This window comes from Elioraea sp., from assembly GCF_051860475.1.
Taxonomy (GTDB): Bacteria; Pseudomonadota; Alphaproteobacteria; order Acetobacterales; family Acetobacteraceae; genus Elioraea.
Window position 1 is genome coordinate 17,778 of record NZ_JBHYDW010000027.1, and the last position, 17,859, is coordinate 35,636.

General features: G+C 71.7%; 21 protein-coding genes. 11 read left to right on the forward strand and 10 right to left on the reverse strand.

The annotated features are described in order from the left end of the window. Positions 1-60: 60 nt before the first annotated feature. Both ACTIFU_RS07385 and ACTIFU_RS07390 read right to left on the reverse strand, forming a co-directional pair. Entirely contained in the window at positions 61-1,356 is a 1,296-nt protein-coding gene (locus ACTIFU_RS07385) for an FCSD flavin-binding domain-containing protein (RefSeq protein WP_439577657.1), read from the reverse strand. Positions 1,357-1,369: 13 nt separating this feature from the next. After that, complete coding sequence (locus ACTIFU_RS07390; RefSeq protein ID WP_439577658.1) at positions 1,370-1,690, reverse strand: c-type cytochrome; 321 nt, start codon at positions 1,688-1,690, stop codon at positions 1,370-1,372. Positions 1,691-1,872: 182 nt separating this feature from the next. Here ACTIFU_RS07390 and ACTIFU_RS07395 point away from each other — a divergent pair, with 182 nt between their 5' ends. Beyond that, on the forward strand, positions 1,873-2,262 hold the full coding sequence (locus ACTIFU_RS07395; protein ID WP_439577659.1) for a c-type cytochrome: 390 nt from the start codon (positions 1,873-1,875) through the stop codon (positions 2,260-2,262). Positions 2,263-2,287: 25 nt separating this feature from the next. Here ACTIFU_RS07395 and soxZ read toward each other — a convergent pair whose 3' ends face one another. The 8 genes from soxZ to ACTIFU_RS07435 all read right to left on the reverse strand — a co-directional run bounded on the left by soxZ (position 2,288) and on the right by ACTIFU_RS07435 (position 9,483). After that, positions 2,288-2,620, reverse strand: coding sequence for a thiosulfate oxidation carrier complex protein SoxZ (gene soxZ / locus ACTIFU_RS07400; protein WP_439577660.1), 333 nt, complete (start codon positions 2,618-2,620; stop codon positions 2,288-2,290). Between the two features lie 11 nt (positions 2,621-2,631). Next, a complete protein-coding gene (soxY, locus tag ACTIFU_RS07405) occupies positions 2,632-3,108 on the reverse strand; it encodes a thiosulfate oxidation carrier protein SoxY (RefSeq protein ID WP_439577661.1) in 477 nt (158 codons plus the stop codon). 55 nt (positions 3,109-3,163) lie between these two features. Then, positions 3,164-4,036, reverse strand: a complete 873-nt coding sequence (locus tag ACTIFU_RS07410) for an ABC transporter permease (RefSeq protein WP_439577662.1) — start codon at positions 4,034-4,036, stop codon at positions 3,164-3,166. Further along, positions 4,033-4,980, reverse strand: a complete 948-nt coding sequence (locus ACTIFU_RS07415; protein ID WP_439577663.1) for an ABC transporter permease — start codon at positions 4,978-4,980, stop codon at positions 4,033-4,035. The genes ACTIFU_RS07410 and ACTIFU_RS07415 overlap by 4 nt, the downstream gene beginning before the upstream one ends. Before the next feature lie 159 nt (positions 4,981-5,139). Continuing rightward, on the reverse strand, positions 5,140-6,663 hold the full coding sequence (locus tag ACTIFU_RS07420) for an ABC transporter substrate-binding protein (protein ID WP_439577664.1): 1,524 nt from the start codon (positions 6,661-6,663) through the stop codon (positions 5,140-5,142). 23 nt (positions 6,664-6,686) lie between these two features. Next, on the reverse strand, positions 6,687-7,778 hold the full coding sequence (locus ACTIFU_RS07425) for an ABC transporter ATP-binding protein (RefSeq protein WP_439577665.1): 1,092 nt from the start codon (positions 7,776-7,778) through the stop codon (positions 6,687-6,689). Next, complete coding sequence (locus ACTIFU_RS07430; RefSeq protein ID WP_439577666.1) at positions 7,775-8,758, reverse strand: ABC transporter ATP-binding protein; 984 nt, start codon at positions 8,756-8,758, stop codon at positions 7,775-7,777. The genes ACTIFU_RS07425 and ACTIFU_RS07430 overlap by 4 nt, the downstream gene beginning before the upstream one ends. Next, positions 8,755-9,483, reverse strand: a complete 729-nt coding sequence (locus ACTIFU_RS07435; protein WP_439577667.1) for a DUF1028 domain-containing protein — start codon at positions 9,481-9,483, stop codon at positions 8,755-8,757. Before ACTIFU_RS07435 ends, ACTIFU_RS07430 begins: the two co-directional genes overlap by 4 nt. 156 nt (positions 9,484-9,639) lie before the next feature. Between ACTIFU_RS07435 and ACTIFU_RS07440 the strand changes: the two genes are divergently transcribed. From ACTIFU_RS07440 to ACTIFU_RS07485, 10 genes are all read left to right on the forward strand, one after another. After that, entirely contained in the window at positions 9,640-10,194 is a 555-nt protein-coding gene (locus tag ACTIFU_RS07440; protein WP_439577668.1) for a sigma-70 family RNA polymerase sigma factor, read from the forward strand. A 10-nt stretch (positions 10,195-10,204) separates the two neighbouring features. After that, the gene (locus tag ACTIFU_RS07445) at positions 10,205-10,909 is read left to right on the forward strand and encodes an anti-sigma factor (RefSeq protein ID WP_439577669.1); all 705 of its coding nucleotides are present in this window, start codon (positions 10,205-10,207) and stop codon (positions 10,907-10,909) included. Between the two features lie 100 nt (positions 10,910-11,009). Further along, entirely contained in the window at positions 11,010-11,786 is a 777-nt protein-coding gene (locus tag ACTIFU_RS07450) for a DUF4394 domain-containing protein (RefSeq protein ID WP_439577670.1), read from the forward strand. Positions 11,787-11,882: 96 nt separating this feature from the next. Further along, positions 11,883-12,509 carry a uracil phosphoribosyltransferase gene (gene upp, locus ACTIFU_RS07455; RefSeq protein ID WP_439577671.1) on the forward strand — a complete coding sequence of 209 codons (627 nt, stop codon included), beginning with the start codon at positions 11,883-11,885 and terminating at the stop codon, positions 12,507-12,509. A 501-nt stretch (positions 12,510-13,010) separates the two neighbouring features. Continuing rightward, positions 13,011-14,369, forward strand: coding sequence for a tyrosine-type recombinase/integrase (locus ACTIFU_RS07460; protein ID WP_439577672.1), 1,359 nt, complete (start codon positions 13,011-13,013; stop codon positions 14,367-14,369). Between the two features lie 146 nt (positions 14,370-14,515). Continuing rightward, positions 14,516-15,340, forward strand: coding sequence for a hypothetical protein (locus tag ACTIFU_RS07465; RefSeq protein WP_439577673.1), 825 nt, complete (start codon positions 14,516-14,518; stop codon positions 15,338-15,340). A gap of 9 nt (positions 15,341-15,349) precedes the next feature. Continuing rightward, complete coding sequence (locus ACTIFU_RS07470; RefSeq protein ID WP_439577674.1) at positions 15,350-15,991, forward strand: hypothetical protein; 642 nt, start codon at positions 15,350-15,352, stop codon at positions 15,989-15,991. 348 nt (positions 15,992-16,339) lie between these two features. Beyond that, on the forward strand, positions 16,340-16,558 hold the full coding sequence (locus tag ACTIFU_RS07475; protein ID WP_439577675.1) for a helix-turn-helix transcriptional regulator: 219 nt from the start codon (positions 16,340-16,342) through the stop codon (positions 16,556-16,558). Further along, on the forward strand, positions 16,555-16,932 hold the full coding sequence (locus ACTIFU_RS07480; RefSeq protein WP_439577676.1) for a hypothetical protein: 378 nt from the start codon (positions 16,555-16,557) through the stop codon (positions 16,930-16,932). Before ACTIFU_RS07475 ends, ACTIFU_RS07480 begins: the two co-directional genes overlap by 4 nt. Next, positions 16,929-17,859: DUF7146 domain-containing protein (locus tag ACTIFU_RS07485; RefSeq protein ID WP_439577677.1), on the forward strand; the 931-nt coding region annotated here is incomplete at its 3' end. The genes ACTIFU_RS07480 and ACTIFU_RS07485, both read left to right, overlap by 4 nt.

Below are 17,859 nucleotides of genomic sequence, written 5' to 3' on the forward strand. Positions count from 1 at the left end.
GGCCGGGCTGGCGATACCGCGTCGCGTGCGCCCGATCACACCCCGGCGGACCGCGCCGCGTCAGCTCAGGCCGAACATCTCGCGCGTCAGGCTGGCGTACCAGCCGTCCGCATACAGCGCCTCGAGCCGACGGTGCTCGGCGCGCCGCTCGGGGGTCATGGTCTCGCTGCGCGGGCTGACCCCGCCGGAGTTCGGCACCTCGACGAAGCGGTCGCCTTCGGCGCGGTAGATGCCGGCGACCGAGATCCCGTAATCCTCGCCGACATGGCTGTAGCACGTGTTGAAGAACACCGGCGGCGGCGGGGTCTGTCCGCGCAGCAGCAGCACCGCGCTCACGACCGCATGCTTGGCGTGGCTCGAGGCAATGAAGCCGGATTTCGGCATCGGCGCGGCGATTGTGGCGTCGCCGATCACGTGGATGTTCGGCACCAGCGTGCTCTCCAGCGTGGCGGGGCGGATCGGGCACCAGCCGGCGGGGCCGGCGAGCCCCGCGTCGAGCGCAATCTTCGCGGCACTCTGCGGCGGGATAACGTTGACGACCGCGCCCCTGTGGCGCGTCCCGAACTCCGTGATCACCTCCATCGCGGCCGGATCGACCTTGGTCACCTTGCCGTCGTTCGAGACCGGCACCCACTCGATCATGCCGGCATAGAGCTCGCGCCAGCCGTCCATGAACAGCGGCTGCTTCGAGAACCCGCCCTTGGCGTCGAGGGCGAGGATCTTCGCGCGCGGCTTCGCCTGCTTGAAGTAGTGCGCGACCATGCTGATCCGCTCATAGGGGCCCGGCGGGCAGCGGAACGGGTTGTCCGGGATCGCCATGATGAAGGTGCCGCCGTCGGGCATGTCGCGGAGCTGGCGCTCGAGCACGCTCACCGGCTGGAGCCCCGGGAGCCACGCGTGCGGCATGCGCGCCGAGGCCGCCTCGTCGTAGCCCTCGATCGCGCCCCAGCGGAGCTCGATCCCAGGGCTCACGATCAGCCGGTCGTAGGGCACGGCGGTGCCGCCCGCGAGCCGCACCGTCCTGCCCTGCGCGTCGATCGCGCTGGCGCTGTCGTGCACCACGCGCACGCCGCGGCGCGCGAGCGCGTCGTAGGTGAAGCTGATGTCCTCGGTCCGCCGCTTCCCGCCCAGCACCAGGTTGCCGTAGGGCGAGGTGAGGAAGGTCCGCGACCGCTCGATCAGCGTGACCTCGACCTCGGGGAACCGATCGCGCGCGAACCGCGCCGCGGAGGCGCCGCCAAAGCCACCGCCGAGGATGACGAGGCGGATCGGCGCCTGGGCGCGCACGCGCGGTGCCGCAAGGAGGGTGGCGGCGCCGAGCAGGGTGGCGCGGCGGGTCAACCGGATGCATGCCATGGTCGGTCCCTCCTCAGTTCGCGCGGGCGAAGTGCTGCGCCATCTGCGCGATCTCGGCATCGGTGTAGCCGCGCGCGATCCGGTTCATGATCGTCGGGTTGCCCTGGTTCTCGCGGAACGCGTTCATCGCGGCGGCGAACTCGTCGCGGGACTTCGTCCCCGCGATCGCCGGGACGCCGCCGCTGCCCTCTCCGGCCGAGCCGTGACAGCCGGAGCAGCTGCCGATCAGCAGCGCGAGAGCGATCGTATCGGGCTGCTGGGCGCCGACGGGCGCGCTGTGGATGAGTGCCAGCGCAAGTGTGAACGGCGCGAACAGCCGCGTGAGCCTGATCATGGCTGGTTCCCCTCTCGCAAACAGGACCGCCCCGGTCCTCGTTTTCCGATTTGAACCAGCGGACCGTCCCTGATGCAAGCCCTCGCGGTGTGGCGGGTTGCGATCCCACGGGCCGCCGCTATATCGCCGTGATGCTGCCGGTTTGCCGCGCTGCACTCAGGGGTTCAACCAAGGGAGACGTCATGCATCGGCTCATGCTTGCGAGTTTCGGCACCGCGCTGCTCTGGTTCGCCACGCCTGCCTCGGCCCAGGACGCGGCCGCCGGCCAGCGCGTGTTCAACCAGTGCCGCGCCTGCCATACGATCGATGAAGGGGGGCGCAACGGCGTCGGGCCGAACCTGCACGGGATCGTCGGCAAGCAGGCCGCGCAGCGCGAGGGGTTCCGCTATTCGCCGAACATGCGCGAACTGGCCGAGGGTGGGCTCAGCTGGACCGAGGAGAATCTCCGCAAGTACCTCGCCAATCCGAGGGATCTCGTGCCGCGCGGGACCATGGCGTTTGCGGGCGTGCGCAATCCGCAGCAGTTGAACGATCTGCTCGCGTATCTGAAGCAGAACAGCCCCGGCAGCTGAGCCGGGCGGCGGCGGCGGCTCCGGGTCAGCCGACTCGAAGCTGAGCCGCCGCCGTGACCATCCTGCCGGCGTCGTTGGTCCAGGCGAAGGTGAAGGTGCCCGAGCGTTCGGCGCGGAAGGGGAACGCGAAATAGGGGTTGGCCGAGATCGCGGTGTGCGGCTCGACGCGGAACACCTCCTCGCCCTCGAAGCTCGCGGTGAACAGCCGGATGATGTCGCGCGGCACCAAGGCGCCCGAGGCATCGCGGCGGTGTCCGTTCTCCATCGGATGCGCGATGAGGGTGCGGATCATCACCACCTCGCCGGCCAGGGCCGAGGACGGGATGGAGATGCGGGGCCGTCCGATCGGAGCCGCCATCTGACCCTCCTTCAGCCGCCGCAGCCGCCGACGGTCACGGTGACCTCGCGGCGCGCGAGATAGACCGCACCGGAGCTGGTCTCGGCCACGGCGATCACCGCCTGGCCCTCGCTCAGCCGGATGCGCGTGGTCACCTCGGCGCGGCCGAGTGCGGGGGTGAAGCGGAACACGGCCACCTGCGCGTCCGGATTGCGGTCAGCGAACACGTGCACCGCGGTGACGTGATCCTCGCGCGTCATGGGGCTCTCGACCGCGATGGTCATCGGCACGATCGCCCCGTTCTCGGCCACGGTCGGCAGGCCGAGCGCGATCCGCCCGTCCTGAGGCGTGCGGCCGGCGAGCACTCCGGCGATTGCCGCCTCCGTCCGCGGCGCCAGCGCGGCCGAGGCCGGCCGCGGAGCGAGCGCGAGCACTGCCACGCCTGCGGCCGCGGCAAGGACGTCACGTCGAACCGGGCGCTCCGTGCCCCGCATCCTGTCCCCTGGCATGTCTTCGCTGCTTCGGAGGTAGCGTCGGCAACGCCTGATCGCAACCCCGTTCGCGCTATCGCGAGCGCGGGTCGAAGGCATCGCGCAGCCCGTCGCCGAGCAGGTTGAACCCGAGCACCACCAGTACGATCGAAAGCCCCGGGAAGATCGCCATCCAGGGCGCCTGCTCCATGAAGCGCTGGGCCGTGTTCAGCATCGAGCCCCAGGAGGGCGCGGGTGGCTGCTGGCCGAGGCCGAGGAACGACAGCGACGCCTCGGCGATGATCGCGGTGGCGATGGTCAGCGTCGCCTGCACGAGCAGCGGCGGCACGATGTTCGGCAGGATATGACGCACGGCGACGCGCCAGCGCGGGTTGCCGATCGAGCGCGCGGCCTCGACATAGTCCTCGACCTTGGCCGCCATGGTCGCGCCGCGCGCGAGGCGGATGAAGATCGGGGTCGCGCTGATGCCGATCGCGATCATCGCGTTCTCGAGCGCGGGGCCGAGGAAGGCCGCGAGCGCGATCGCCAGGATCAGGAACGGGCAGGCCAGCATCGCGTCGGTGAAGCGGCTGATCAGCGCGTCGATCCAGCCGCCGCGGAAGCCGGCGAGCATCCCGATCGGCACGCCGGCGGCCATGGCGATGGCGACCGAGACGACGCCCGCGAGCAGGCTCGCGCGCGCGCCCCAGATCACGCGAGAGAGCACATCGCGGCCGTTCTCGTCGGTGCCGAACCAGTGCAGCACCGACGGCGCACGGCGGATCGCCGTCCAGGAGGTGCGGGTCGGGTCGTAGGGGGCGACCAGCGGGGCGAAGACGGCGATGGCGACGAACAGCACCACGATCGCGAGCCCGACCATCGCCGTGCGATGGCGCAGAAGGCGGCGCAGCGCCCGCCGTGTCGGGCTGTCGATGTGCTCGGATGCGGCGACGGCGATCGCGGTCATGCGTGCCGCAGCCTCGGATTGATCAGGACGTACAGCACGTCAGCGGCGAGGTTGAGCCCGACATAGATCACCGCCACCACCAGCACGACGCCCTGCACCACCGGGTAGTCGCGGTTGAACACCGCATCGACCACGAGCTTGCCGAAACCAGGGATGGTGAAGACCTGCTCGGTCAGCACCGCGCCCGAGAGCAGCGTGCCGAGTTCGAGCGCGCCGAGCGTGATCACCGGCACGAGCGCATTCCGAAGCGCATGCTTGGCGACCACGATCCGCTCGGCCAGTCCCTTGGCGCGCGCGGTGCGCACATAGTCCTGGCTCATCGCCTGAACCATCGCGCTGCGGGTGTGGCGCATCAGCACCGCCGCGATGCCGGTGCCGAGAACGAAGGCCGGCATGATCGTGGTGGCGAGGGACTGGCGCCAATCGACCGTCAGCGCCACGTAGCCCGAGGGCGGCAGCCAGCCCAGGTTCACGCTGAACAGCAGGATCATCATGATCCCGAGCCAGAAATTCGGCGTCGAGATGCCGGCGAGCGCGAAGCCGTTCGCGGCCCAGTCCCACGGCGTGTCCTTGCGCACGGCCGAGACGATGCCGGCGGGGATGCCGATCAGGCAGGCGATCGCGAAGGCCATCAGCCCGAGCTGGACCGTCACCGGCAGCTTCTCGAGGATCACCTTCGCGACCGGCTCGCGGATGCGCCACGAGAAGCCGAGATCGCCCTGGAGCACATTGAACAGCCAGAGCACGTACTGCTCGTGCAGCGGCCGGTCGAGGTTGAGCTCGGCGCGGATCTGCGCGAGCACGAGCGGGTCGCCGCGCTCCTCGCCGGCGAGGATGAGCGCCGGATCGCCGGGCATGAGCTGCTGCAGCCCGAAGATCAGCAGCGAGACAAACAGCAGGGTGGGGATGATCTGCCCCACCCTGCGGAGGAGAAAGCCGCCCATGCGCGGGCCGTCAGACGCTCGACCGTGGCGCGGTCGCGGCCCTCACCCTGGCCCTCTCCCACGAGCGTGGGAGAGGGAACCCGGTGGCGACGCTGGGTCCCCTCTCCCGCGTGCGGGAGAGGGTCAGGGTGAGGGAAACCGCGCCGCCGTCCACTGGCATCAGTTCGCCGCGAGCCGCACGCCCTTCACGCGGATCAACCCGTCCGGCACCGCGACGAAGCCGCTCACCCGCGCCGAATAGGCGTGGATGTTCTTGCGGTGCCAGAGATAGAGCCGGCCGCGGTCCTCGGTAATGTAGTGCCGGTACATCTGCTCGAAGATCGCCACGCGCTTCTCCTGGTCGCTCTCGGCGCGCGAGGCATCGAGCAGCCGGTCGACCTCGGCGCTGGCGTACTTGCCGTCGTTCTGGGCGCCGCGGCTGTGCACGAAGTTCCAGAGATTGCCGTCCGGATCGGTACGCCCGGACCAGCCGACCAGATACGCCTCGAAGTCGCCGCGCTGCGCGGCCTGGAGCGAGCTTGCGAACTCCATCGCGCGCACCGTCACCTGGAACCCGGCCTCGCCCGCCATGGCCTGGATCACCTCGCCGACCTGGCGCATGTCCGGGTTGTTCGGCACGGTGAGCTCGACCCGCACCGGAGTGGCCACGCCGGCCTCGCGCAGCAGGGCCTGCGCGCGCGCCACATCGCGCGTCGGCGGATTGAGCGAGCGCACGTAGTAGGGCGAGGACGGCGGCACGGCCTGCGCCGTCGGCGTGAAGTGGCCGTCATAGACCACCTGGATGATCGTTGCGCGATCGATCGCATAGTCGAAGGCCTGGCGCACCTTGGCGTGCTGGCCGATCGGCGAGCGCGCGCGGTCGCCGTTGGCGATGTTGAAGGTGATGCCCTGGTAGCCGAGCTCGTCGCCCATCGCCACGCGGAGCCGCTGGTTGCGCTGCACGGCCGGAATGTCGGTCGCCGCGATCGTTTCGGTCAATTCGATCGCGCCGGATTGCAGGTTCGCAAGCCGCACCGTGCTGTCCGGGATCGGCAGATAGACGATCCGGTCGAGATGCACGTTCTCCTTGTCCCAGTAGTCCGGGAATCGCTCGACCACGATGCGGTCCTGCGCCACGCGCTCGACGAAGCGGAACGGCCCGGCGCAGACCGGACGCAACCCGAAGTCGCGCCCCGCCGCCTCGGCCGCCTTGGGCGAGACCACCATACCCGCGCGGTCAGTCAGTTGCGCGAGGAACGGCGCGAACGCCACCTTGAGGTGGATGCGGATCGTTTTCGCATCGACCGCCTCGACGCGGTCCATCGCATTGATCTCGCCGCGGCGGAAGCTGCCCTGCATGTTCAGGTGTCGGTTCAGGCTGTAGACGACCGCGTTCGCGTCCATCGTTTCGCCGTCATGAAACGTCACGCCCTCGCGGAGCGTGATCTTCAGCGTCTTCGCATCGTCCCAGGTGAAGCCCGTGGCGAGCTGCGGGACAATGTTCAGGTCCTTGTCGATATCGAACAGCTTGTCGCAGATCGAGGCGAACACGATCCGCCCGACATAGGTGCGCGCGAGCGTCGGGTCCATGATGTCCGGATCCTCGCGGAGCGCGATGCGCATGGTCTGCGCCTCGACGGGCTTCACCGGCATCGCGACGGCCACAACCGAGGCGGCGACGGCAGCGAGTAGCAGTCTCTTCATGACGAGGCTCCCGTTCTTGTCGTTCAGGGGGGCAGGGTCGCGCCGGACGCGCGGTTCGGCAAGTCCGGCCTGAAGTGACGGGCGAGCGCGTGCAACCGGGCGCGGGCGGCCGGGTCGGTCCCTGCCTCCGGGCCCAGCCACGGCGGCAGCGCCCGCCAGTGATGGCAGGCGACCGCGTGCCCGTCGCCCGGATCGTCGAGCGCGGGGTCGTCGCTGCGGCAGCGCGCGTCGGCGAACGGGCAGCGGGTGTGGAAGCGGCAGCCCGGAGGCGGGTTCATCGGCGAGGGGACGTCGCCCTCGATGGTCGCGCGCGGCGCGGCCGCGGACGGCTCGGGGCGCGGGATCGCCGCGAGCAGCGCGCGGGTATAGGGATGGCGCGGTGCCGCGAACACGTCCCGCGTGGGCCCCTGCTCGACGATCCGCCCGAGATACATCACGGCCACGCGATCGGCGATGTGGCGCACCACGGCGAGATCGTGCGCGATCAGCAGGAAGGCGAGGCCGAGCCGGTCGAGCAGATCGTCGAGCAGGTTGATCACCTGCGCCTGGATCGAGACGTCGAGCGCGCTCACCGGCTCGTCGCCGACCAGCAGCTTCGGCTCGCAGGCGAGTGCCCGGGCGATGCCGATGCGCTGGCGCTGGCCGCCGGAGAACTCGTGCGGGTAGCGCGTTGCCTGCTCGGGGCGCAGCCCCACCAGCGTCAGCAGCTCGGCCACGCGATCGTCGACCGCGCGCCCCTGGCGCAACCGGTGCAACCGGATCGGCTCGGCCAGGATCTGCCCGACCGTCATGCGCGGGTTGAGGCTGGCGAAGGGGTCCTGGAAGATGAGCTGCATGTGCCGGCGCGCTGCGCGCAGCCGCGCCTCGTCCATCGCGGTGAGGTCCTGGCCGTCGAACAGGATCGTTCCCGCATCGGGCTCGATCAGCCGCAGGCAGAGCCGCGCGGCGGTGGACTTGCCGCAGCCGGACTCGCCCACCAGCGCGAGCGTCTCGCCCAGCATCACGGCGATGTCGATCCCGTCCACCGCGCGCACGAACCCGATCGGGCGGCCGAGCAGTCCGCCGCGCACCGGGAAGTGCCTGGTCAGCCCGCGCGCGTCGAGCAGCGTGGTCATGCGGCGGCAGCGAAGCGGTCGAGCGGCGCCTGGACGCACGCGGCGACGTGCTGCGGCGCGACCTCGCTGAGCGGCGGCACCTCGGTGCGGCAGCGCTCGATCGCGAACGGGCAGCGCGGCGCGAAGCGGCAGCCCGGCGGCCAGGCGCGGGGAGATGGCACCGTGCCCTCGATGGTGGCGAGCCGCGCGACCTGCTCGTCGAGCCGCGGCACCGCGCCCATCAGCCCGACGGTGTAGGGATGCTGCGGCGTGCGGAACAGCGCCTGCACGGATGCCTGCTCGGCGACCCGGCCGGCATACATCACCAGCACGTCGTGCGCGAGTTCAGCCACGACGCCGAGATCGTGCGTGATCAGTACGATCGCCGTGCCCGTCTCCTCCGAGAGCTCGCGCATCAGGTCGAGGATCTGCGCCTGGATCGTCACGTCGAGCGCGGTCGTCGGCTCGTCGGCGATCAGCACGGAGGGGCGGCAGGCCATCGCCATCGCGATCATCACGCGCTGGCGCATCCCGCCCGAGAGGCGGTGCGGATACTCGTCGAAGCGCCGCTCGGGCGCGGGGATCCGCACGCGCGCGAGCCATGCGATCGCCTGGTCGCGCGCCTGCGAGGGCGAGACGTCGCTGTGCTCGCGGATCGCCTCGACGATCTGGTCGCCCACGGTGAAGGCGGGGTTGAGGCTCGTCATCGGCTCCTGGAAGATCATCGCGATCCGCCCGCCGCGGAGCTGGCGCATGCGCGCCTCGGCGGCGGCGAGCACCTCCTCGCCCTCGAGCCGGACACTGCCCTCGGCGCGCGCGTTCTCGGCGAGCAGGCGCATGATCGCGAGCGCGGTGACGCTCTTGCCGCAGCCGGACTCGCCGACGATGGCGAGCCGCCGTCCGGCCGCGAGCGCGAACGAGACGCCGTCCACGGCGCGCACCATCCCCTCATCGGTGGCGAAGGTGACCGCGAGGTCGCGGACCTCCAGCAATGGGATCATGAGCCGGGCACGTCGTCGTTCGGCGTGCCCTCAGCCTCGACCGCGGCGAGGATGACGGCGCGGTCGAAGGTGCCGGGATGGCCGGGGCCCGCGAGGAAACGACGATAGACGGCGTAGCGCGCCCTGCTGCGGCGGTGGAGCCGCCGCAGTTCCGGGATCGGCTCGGCATGGTCGTCGACCCGCAGATCCAGATCGGCGTATGGGTCCTTCGAGGCCACCTTCAGCGCGGCGGACTGCCGGCCCCGCGAATCCCCGCCCGCCGCCTCGCCGGCCTCCAGCGCGCGCAGCAGCCGCTCGGCCATCTCCACGCCCTCGGCCGCAGCGGCCTCGTAGGCACGCGCTGTCGCCTCGACCACCTGCGGCCCCGCGAGCATGTTGCCGGCGACCGAGCAGTCGCGGCCGACCACGCTGCCCGCCCAGGGCACGCAGCCCGTGCCGGTGTGCTGCGCGATCCGGCCCGCTGCATCGAGAATGTGCAACTGCCGCGATTCCCGGCCGGCATCCGCGGCGGTGAGTGCCGCTGCGACCTCGGGCGCGGGCCGCCCCTGGCGCAGCATCGCCAGCCCCTCGATCGCGTACATCGGGTTCATCAGCGCCTGGGTGGACAGCGCGGCGACACGCCCCTCGACATGCGGACAGAGCGCGCCGACGGCGAAGAACCGCGTCGCCACCGCCACGCCGAGCGTGCCCGTGTCGGGATCACGCGCGAGAATGGACCAGGTCATGGCGTCGGCCTCGCTCCCGTTCTGCATCCGGAGGGCCTGCTCTTCCGTAGAGGGGCATGGCGCCGCGCCGGTCCACAGACGAAAGCACGCCCCGTGCCGGGCGCAAAGGTGGACAGTGCGAGGCCGATGCTCTTGCATGCGATCGGAAGGGCGCGGATGACGGACGCAACGGCAGGGGCTACAGACTTGGCGGCGACCATGGCGGCGATCGCGCGGGGCGAGCGGTCGGCGCTGCGCGACCTCTACGCCACCGAGGCCTCGCGCCTGTTCGGCGTCTGCCTGCGCATCCTGCGCGACCGTGCCGCCGCCGCCGACGCCACCCAGGACACGTTCCTGCGCATCTGGGACCGCGCCGACCGGTTCGACCCGGCGCGCGGCGCGGCGCGCGCGTGGCTGGCGGCGATCGCGCGGCATGTCGCGCTCGATCTTGCCCGGGCGCGCGGCCGCGAACTGCCAAGCGACGACCCCGAGCTCGGCGACGCGCCGGTGGAGGACGATCCCGCCGCGGCGCTGGACGCGACCGCCGACGCGACCCGCCTGCGCGCCTGCCTGGAGTTCCTGGAGGAGAAGAATCGCCGCTCGATCCTGCTCGCCTTCGTCGACGGGCTGTCGCACGCGCAGATCGCGGCCCGACTGGAGACCCCGCTCGGCACGGTGAAGGCGTGGATCCGCCGCGGGCTCGCGAGCCTGAAGGAGTGCCTCGCGTCATGAGGGGGCGGCCATGATCCCGACCGACCCCGCTGAACGCGCGGCCCTCGCGGGCGAGTACGTGCTGGGCACGCTCGATGCCCAGACGGCCGCAGCCATGCGCGCGGCGATCGAGACCGACGTGGCGCTGCGCGACGAGGTCGAGGCGTGGGAACGCCGGCTCGCCCCGCTCGCCGACACCATCGCGCCGGCCGCGCCCCCGCCGGAACTGCTCGCGCGCATCGAGGCGGCGCTCGATGCGCGCACGGCGGCGCCGTCGACGATCGTGCCGCTCACGCGGCTGTCGCGCACGGGCCTGCTCTGGAAGGCCTGGGCCACCGGTGCGACCGCGCTTGCCGCCGGGCTTGCCGCCCTCCTCATCCTCCGGCCCGCCCCCGAGGAGCCGCGCTATGTCGCGGTGCTGCAACAGGACCGCGCCGCGCCGGCCTGGGTGGTCGAGGCGAGCCCCACGCGCGGCATCGTGCTCGCCGGCGCGGTCAACCCGCGCCCCGTGGACGAGGGCCGCGTGCTCCAGCTCTGGGGGCTCGCACCCGGCGCCACCGCGCCGGTCTCGCTCGGCCTCGTGCCGCCGGACGGCCGCATGGTCGTCGATCCCGCCGTGCTGCGGCCGCAGGAGGGGATGCTGGTCGAGATCAGCCTTGAGCCGCCAGGCGGCTCGCCGGTCGGCCGGCCGACCGGACCGGTGCTGTTCATCGGCCGGCTGGAGCGCGTGGACTGATCACGCGCGTGTGACCCGCCGGGTGCATCCGGCGCGGCGCCTGGTCCGTAGCCCGCGCGACGGCGCTCCGTCGTCGCAGCCCAGCGAAGGACCACCGACCATGCGTCATCTGCTTCTGGCCGCGGTTGCGGCCGCCACCCTTTCGCCCGCGCCTGGCCACGCCGCCACGCTGATCGGGCTCACCGCCGACAACCGCCTCGTCAGCATCGACACCGAGACGCGCCGCGCCTCCGCGCCGGTCGCGATCCGCGGTGTCGAGGGGCGCGTGCTCGGGATCGACCAGCGTCCGGCGAACGGCACGCTGGTCGCCCTCACCGACACCTGGACGCTCTACACGATCGATCCGCGCACCGGCGTGGCGACGATGCTGAGCCGGCTGACCGAGCGCGCCGATCTCGGCGGGCGCGCGGTCGTGGACTTCAACCCGACCGTGGACCGGCTGCGGGTGATCGGCATGAACGGCGCGAATCTCAGGATCAACGTCGATACCGGTGCCACGCTGGTGGACGGCGCGATCAAGTACGCCGACGGCGACCGCAACGCCGGCACAATGCCGCGGGTTACCGCCGGCGCCTACACCAACAGCATGAAGGGGGCGACGCAGACCGCGCTCTACACGATCGACACGCTGCTCGGCTCGTTCAACCTCCAGGCGCCACCGAACGACGGCGTGCAGCAGAGCAAGGCGAGCTTCGGCATGAGCCTGCCGCCCTCGACCGCGTTCGACATCCTCGCCGACGGCGACGGCGGCAACTGGGGCTTCGTGCTGGCGGGTGGCACGCTGCACCGGCTCGACGTCCAGACCGGCGCGCTCAGCGTGGTCGGCCCGGTTGCGAATCTGGCGGGCGAGATCATCGACATCGCCGGGATGCGCTGATCCCGTTCCCGCGGGCATCCCGGCGGGGGTCCCGGCATCGCCGGGACCCCACCTCTCTCGCCACGCGCGGGCCGACCTGACACGATCCGCGGCGCCATGCCGCCGATCCTCCTCGCCCATCCGCTCGCGCAGGATGCGCTCAGCGTGCTGCGTGACGCCGCCACGCCGCGCGAGGCGTTCCGCGCCGCCCTGCATCGGATCGCGCTGCTGCTCGCCGCGAAGGCGACCGAGCGCCTCGCGGTCGCGATGGGGCCGATCGTAACGCCCCTCGAAGGGATAGACGCGCCGCGGATCGCGGACCCCCTGCCCTGCCTGGTGCCGGTGCTGCGCGCCGGGCTCGGGCTGCTGGACGGATTCCAGACGCTTCTGCCGGCAGCACCAGTGGCCCATTTCGGCGCCTATCGCGACCACGCGACGCTGGAAACGGTGGAGTACAGCTTCGCCGCGCCGGCCGATCTCGCCGCGCGGGCGGCGATCGTGCTCGACCCGATGCTGGCGACCGGCAACACGGCGTCGGCGGCCTGTGCACGGCTGAAGGCGAACGGGGTGCGCACGATCTCCGTCGCCTGCGTGCTCGCCGCGCCGGAGGGCCTCGCGCGCCTCGCCGCCGCGCATCGGGATGTCGCGGTGATCACGGTCGCGGTGGATCGCGGGCTCGATGCGCGCGGCTATATCCGCCCCGGCCTCGGCGACGCCGGCGACCGGCTGTTCGGTACCAGCTAAACTCTGGACCTGAAACGACCGGCCGGCCGATCGGCAGCGCCCCGCATGATCCTGATCACACGCCAGCCGTGCGGCGTTGCTGCATCATTGGTTGCCGCAACAGTCGCTCCGGCCAAGCACCTCGGACGGTGTCGCGCAGCCGATCCGCCGCGAGGCGGTCCTGCGCGCTCCCAAGGCGGTGAGGCGCAAGCGCAGGGCGCGCGGACCGATCGGAGGAGGCCATCATGGCGATCGTGCTTCGCTGCAACGTGTTCCAGATCACCGCACCGGAACCGGGCCTGTTTCTGATGGAGCTCGCGGACATCAGGACGCGGTTTGAGGAGTGCGCCAAGCTCCTAACATAGCTTGTATGGCGGGTGCGGAAGCACGATGGAGTAGGAAAAGCCTAGGGTTTCATCCGCTGTAGTCTGCTCAAGCTTGCGGCAGTTGTGCTTCCGGTGCTATCGAGGTGCTTCCGGATCGGCGGCGAGCAACCGCCGGAAGCGTCGCGAGGCAGAACCGATGACCGCTGCGCGAGAGAGGAAGGGGGTGGGGGGGGCCAAAACAGGCCGGCCTCGCGTGTTAAGGCCCCCCGGTCCGTCAAGCGTTAAAAATTCAAACGATGTCGGAACAAAACTTCGGCTGACCAAACGCGCCGTCGACGCCGCGCGGCCCGACCGCGACCGCGACGTGTTCCTGTGGGACGACGAGCTGCCCGGCTTCGGGCTGCGGGTGTATCCGAGCGGGCGGAAGGTGTGGGTCGTGCAGTATCGGACCGGCGGCCGGAAGTCGCCGCAGCGCCGGCTCAAGCTCGGCCTCTACGGTCCGCTGACGCCCGACCAGGCGCGCACGTTGGCGCTCAGGGCGCTGCACCAGGTCGCCCAGGGCGCCGACCCGCACGGCCAGAAGATCGAAGCGCGCGAGGCCGCGCGGCTGACGGTGCAGCGGGTGTTCGACGAGTGGATTGCGGACAGCGAGGGGAAGCGGCGGGCGAGCACGATCGATCTCTACCGCGACCTGTTCACGCGCCTGATCCTGCCGGAGCTCGGGCAGAAACCCGTCTCGACTCTGACCCAGGCCGATGTTGCCGCGTGGCACCGCAAGCAGAAGGCAGCGCCCTACCAGGGCAACCGCGCGCTCGCGGCCCTCGCGGCGCTGATCACGTGGGCAACCGGACAGGGCTACCGGATGGCCGCGGCCGGCAATCCCTGTGCTGGCATCGCCCGGTTCCAGGAAGAGAAGCGCGAGCGGTTCCTGAACGAAGCGGAGCTCGCCAGCGTCGGCGAGGCGATCGCCGCGGCCGAGGCGGAGGGCATGAACGCGGCGCACGCCGCGGCGCTGCGGCTGCTGATCTTGACCGGCGCGAGGCGCGACGAAATCCGCACGCTGCGGTGGGAGCATGTCGATACCGAGCGGGCGATGCTGCGCCTGCCGAGATCGAAGACTGGCAAGAAGGTGGTGCACCTGCCGCCGCCGGCGCTGCTGCTGCTTGCGGCACAGAAACGGATCGACGGCAATCCGTTCGTATTCCCCGGCACGAAACGGGGCGAGCCGGTGAGCGAGCTCAACCGCGCCTGGTATGCCGTGCGCGACAGGGCCGGCCTGGCCGGGGTGCGGCTGCACGATCTTCGCCATACCCATGCCAGCCTTGGCGCCGCCGCCGGGCTCTCGCTGCCCGTGATCGGCAAGCTGCTCGGACACACCCAGCCGAGCACCACCGCGCGCTATGCCCACCTGGCCGACGATCCGGTGAAGCGGGCGGCCGAGATGATCGGGAACGTGGCGGCCCGCGCCCTCGGCATCGCCACGCCAGGCGACCCCCCGGGGGGCCAAACCGGCGCGGTCGTGCCCGTGTCCGCCACCCGGTCCGTCAAGCGATGAACACTCAGCCGACCAGGCCGAACGGCCTTCGGCCGCCGAGCGAGGTTCGGCCCGTGCGCTGACGGCCGAACAAGCGGGCCGCGTCGGTGCTGGAACCACCGGCGCGGCCCTTACCCCCACCGCGAGACCTTGAAGGAGATCGCGACATGAAGGCTACCGACACCACTACCACAGCCACCCCCACCCCGGAGAGCGGCACGCCAGGCGCGGCCTACCGTCCGACGCCACATGCCGGCGGGTTGCTCCAGATGCCCGAGACCGCCGCCCTATCGCCATGCAAGCCCGACTGGTGGGCCTGCCTCGAGCACCTGTTCCGCAGCCAGGTCGCGATCGGCGGCACGACATCCGAATGTGGGTTGCTGATCGGAGCGGCATCAACGGTGGTGCCAGGGAGTGCCGAAACCGCCGCAGATTCGCGGGATCTTCGCGCGCTGGCGATCGAGGCGCTTGCAGCCATCGGGATCGCCGTCCGGGCCGACGGGCATCAGCCCATGATCGCGATCGCCAGCAGCCACGATGGGGTGCGCGCGCTGTTCAAGGGCACGCACTGGTACGGCTCATCTGGCGGGCGTGCGATGTGGGAGCATGCCCTGATCCGGGTTCCGGGCGCGCGCCGGAGCTCGCGCCCCGTCCCCTTCGGAAGGAGGCGCTCGCATGCGGTGCTCGTGCCGGTGTGGTGGGTGATCGGCGGCGCCCTGGAGGTGCAGCGGGATGACCTGGCCGCCACGCTCGCGGCCGTGGAGCGAAGCGCGACGCTCGCCGAAAAGGCGCTCACCGATGTGCAGGACGCGGCGGCGCTGATCGCCACCGCGGCCCTCGGGATCGTGGACCGCGACGGGGCCGAGCAGCTGCCGTCCCCGATCTTCGACGCGGTGGAGGGCATCCGCTGGGCGGCCGAGCGGCTGTCCCGGCAGATGACGGAGGTCAGCACCGAGATGGAGCTGATCCGGCGCGGCAAGGCCGCGAGCTGACGCGGCACGATGGCGGCCGCGCTCGCCCTCTGCGGCGCCCTGGCCTCGGCACCGGCGCGCCTGGTCGCGCCGGCGCCGGGCCTCCGGCCGGTGCAGCAGAGGAGAACCGACACCATGGACGAGACGACGATTCCCGCCTGGGTGGAGCTCGCCGAGCTCGGGGAGATGCTCGGCCGGTGGCTCGGCCGCGCGGCGACACCCGACGGGCTCGCCGAGCTCTGGCGGGCGATCGAAGGCGGGCGGGTGCTCCTCCGATGGTCCCCGGACCTTCTGGCATGGCGGGCCGCGGCCAAGGAGGCAGGCGAACCGCTCTATCTGCATCTCGACAACTTCCCAGCGGCCGATCCCGCCGCGCTCGCCAGCCAGGTCGCGCTCGGCAAGCTGCAGATCGATCGCGAGCGCGGGCTTCTGAATGCGCTCGGCGGCGGAAAAATCATCAAGCACTTCTCGGAATCCCTGCCGCCCCGGGTCCTTCGACGGGAGGTTCTGCCTGCCGTCTGGCAGCCCGTCGGGCCGGCGCAAGTGAGATGGTCGGATGTCGAGGACCTGGGGGCGCGGCGTGGGTGGCGGCAGCGGAAGCAGAAGGCTGCCACGCCCAAGAACACGCCCACCAAGCCCACACGAATCGAAACTGCGCGCCAATTCTACTAGACCGCCATCGAGGACCTCTTCCCGCGCGTCGGCGAGCCGTTTCTGTCTCAGATCGGAAGAGTGATCGATAAGCACCAGCGGGACCCCGAGAGCTTCCCTCATCCGAATGAGAGAAGCTTCACTGCGAGGGTCGCGGCCGCCCTGCGAAACGCGGCGCGACCGGGTGAAGCCGCGATGGCAACGGCAACAGCGAAACGGCACGCGGCGGCGATCAAGAGGTATCTGTGCGTTGGCTCATGAGCCAAACCGTGAGCCAGATGATCCCGCACAGGCATCGAAGTGCTTTGCTGGACTCTGCCGCGTGCCGATCCTCCCACGCATCGCAGCACACCGCGAGGCGTGGAGACCATGTCGAGCACCGACCAACGATGGCTCGATACCGAGGAGGCCGCGCGGCACCTTCGGCTTGCGCCGGCGACCCTGGAACGCTGGCGCGTCACCGGCGACGGGCCGAAGTTCGCGAAGCTCGGCCGCCGCTGCATCTACGCGCGGGCAGAGCTCGATCGTTTCGTCGACGCCCGGATGTGCAGCAGCACATCCGACGTGAAGGGGGCGAGCGCGGCATGAGCGCAACCCGAACCGCGGCGGTGCGCGTGACGCTGGCGCAGCTCGCTGCACTCGGCGCCGAGGAGCTGGCGAACGCGCTGCAACGGCGGGCCGACGAGGTCGGCCTGTCCGATGGCGAGGAGGCGGCCCTCGTGGCGCTCGAAGAGCTCTGCACCGCCTTCGGGGTATGGCGGGCGCGGCGCGACTGGCTGCTGCTCCGGCACGGCGAGTCCGCCCGCTCGCCTGACAGCCGCGCGCTGCTGGCAGCGCTTGACCGTGCCGGCCGGAGTGTCGCGGCGATCGGCGGGACCGACCGCGCGCTTCGGCTGAGTGGATGGGGCGACGCGCCGCTCGGCACACCCATGCCCGCCGCCCCCCGCCGCCGCGCCGCATGAGCCTCGCCGCCGGCATCGCCGAGCAGCTCGCGGGCCGGATCATCGACCTGGCCCCGGCGCTGCTGCCCGGCGGCCGGCGCGAGGGTGACGAGTGGCGCTGCGGCTCGGTGGCCGGCGAGCCGGGATCCTCGCTCGCGGTGCAGCTGCGCGGGCCGCGCCGGGGCCTGTGGTGCGAGCACGCCGGCGGGCAGGGGGGCGACGCGCTCGACCTGGTCGGCGCGGTGCTGTTCAACGGCGACCTGCGCCAGGCCGTCACCTGGTCGCGGCAGTGGCTCGGCCTCGACGGGGCGCCAGGGCGCGAGCCGCTGGCCCTGCCGGCGCGCCCGGCGGTCGTGCGGCCCGACCCCGATCCGACCGGCGCGCAGGCGGCCGAGCAGCGCCGGCGCACGGCCGTGCAGCTCTTCCTCGAAGCGCGGCCGCAGCTCGCCGGTACGCCGGCGGAGCACTACCTCGCCGCGCGGGCGATCGACCTGCGCGCGCTCGGCCGCCAGCCGCGCGCGCTGCGCTTCCATCCGGCCCTGCGATGCCGCGAGGCCGGCCGGCCGCTGCCCGCCATGGTCGCGGCGATCAGCGACGCCGACGGCCAGCACATCGCCACGCACCGCACCTGGCTCGCGGTGGACCCCCAGACCGGCCGGTGGGGCAAGGCGCCGCTCGCGCACCCGCGGAAGGTGCTGGGGAGCTTCGCCGGCGGCTCCATCCGCCTGTGGCGCGGCGCCTCCGGCCGGCCGCTGCGCGATGCGCCGCCGGGCGACAGGTGCATCCTCTGCGAAGGCATCGAGGACGGGCTGACGCTCGCGCTCGCCTGCCCCGACTACCGGGTGCTGGTCGCGGTCGCGGTCGAGAATCTCCGGAAGCTCGTCCTGCCGCCGGCGCTCGCCGAGCTCGTGATCGCGGCCGACAACGACGCCGAGGACTCGCCCGCCG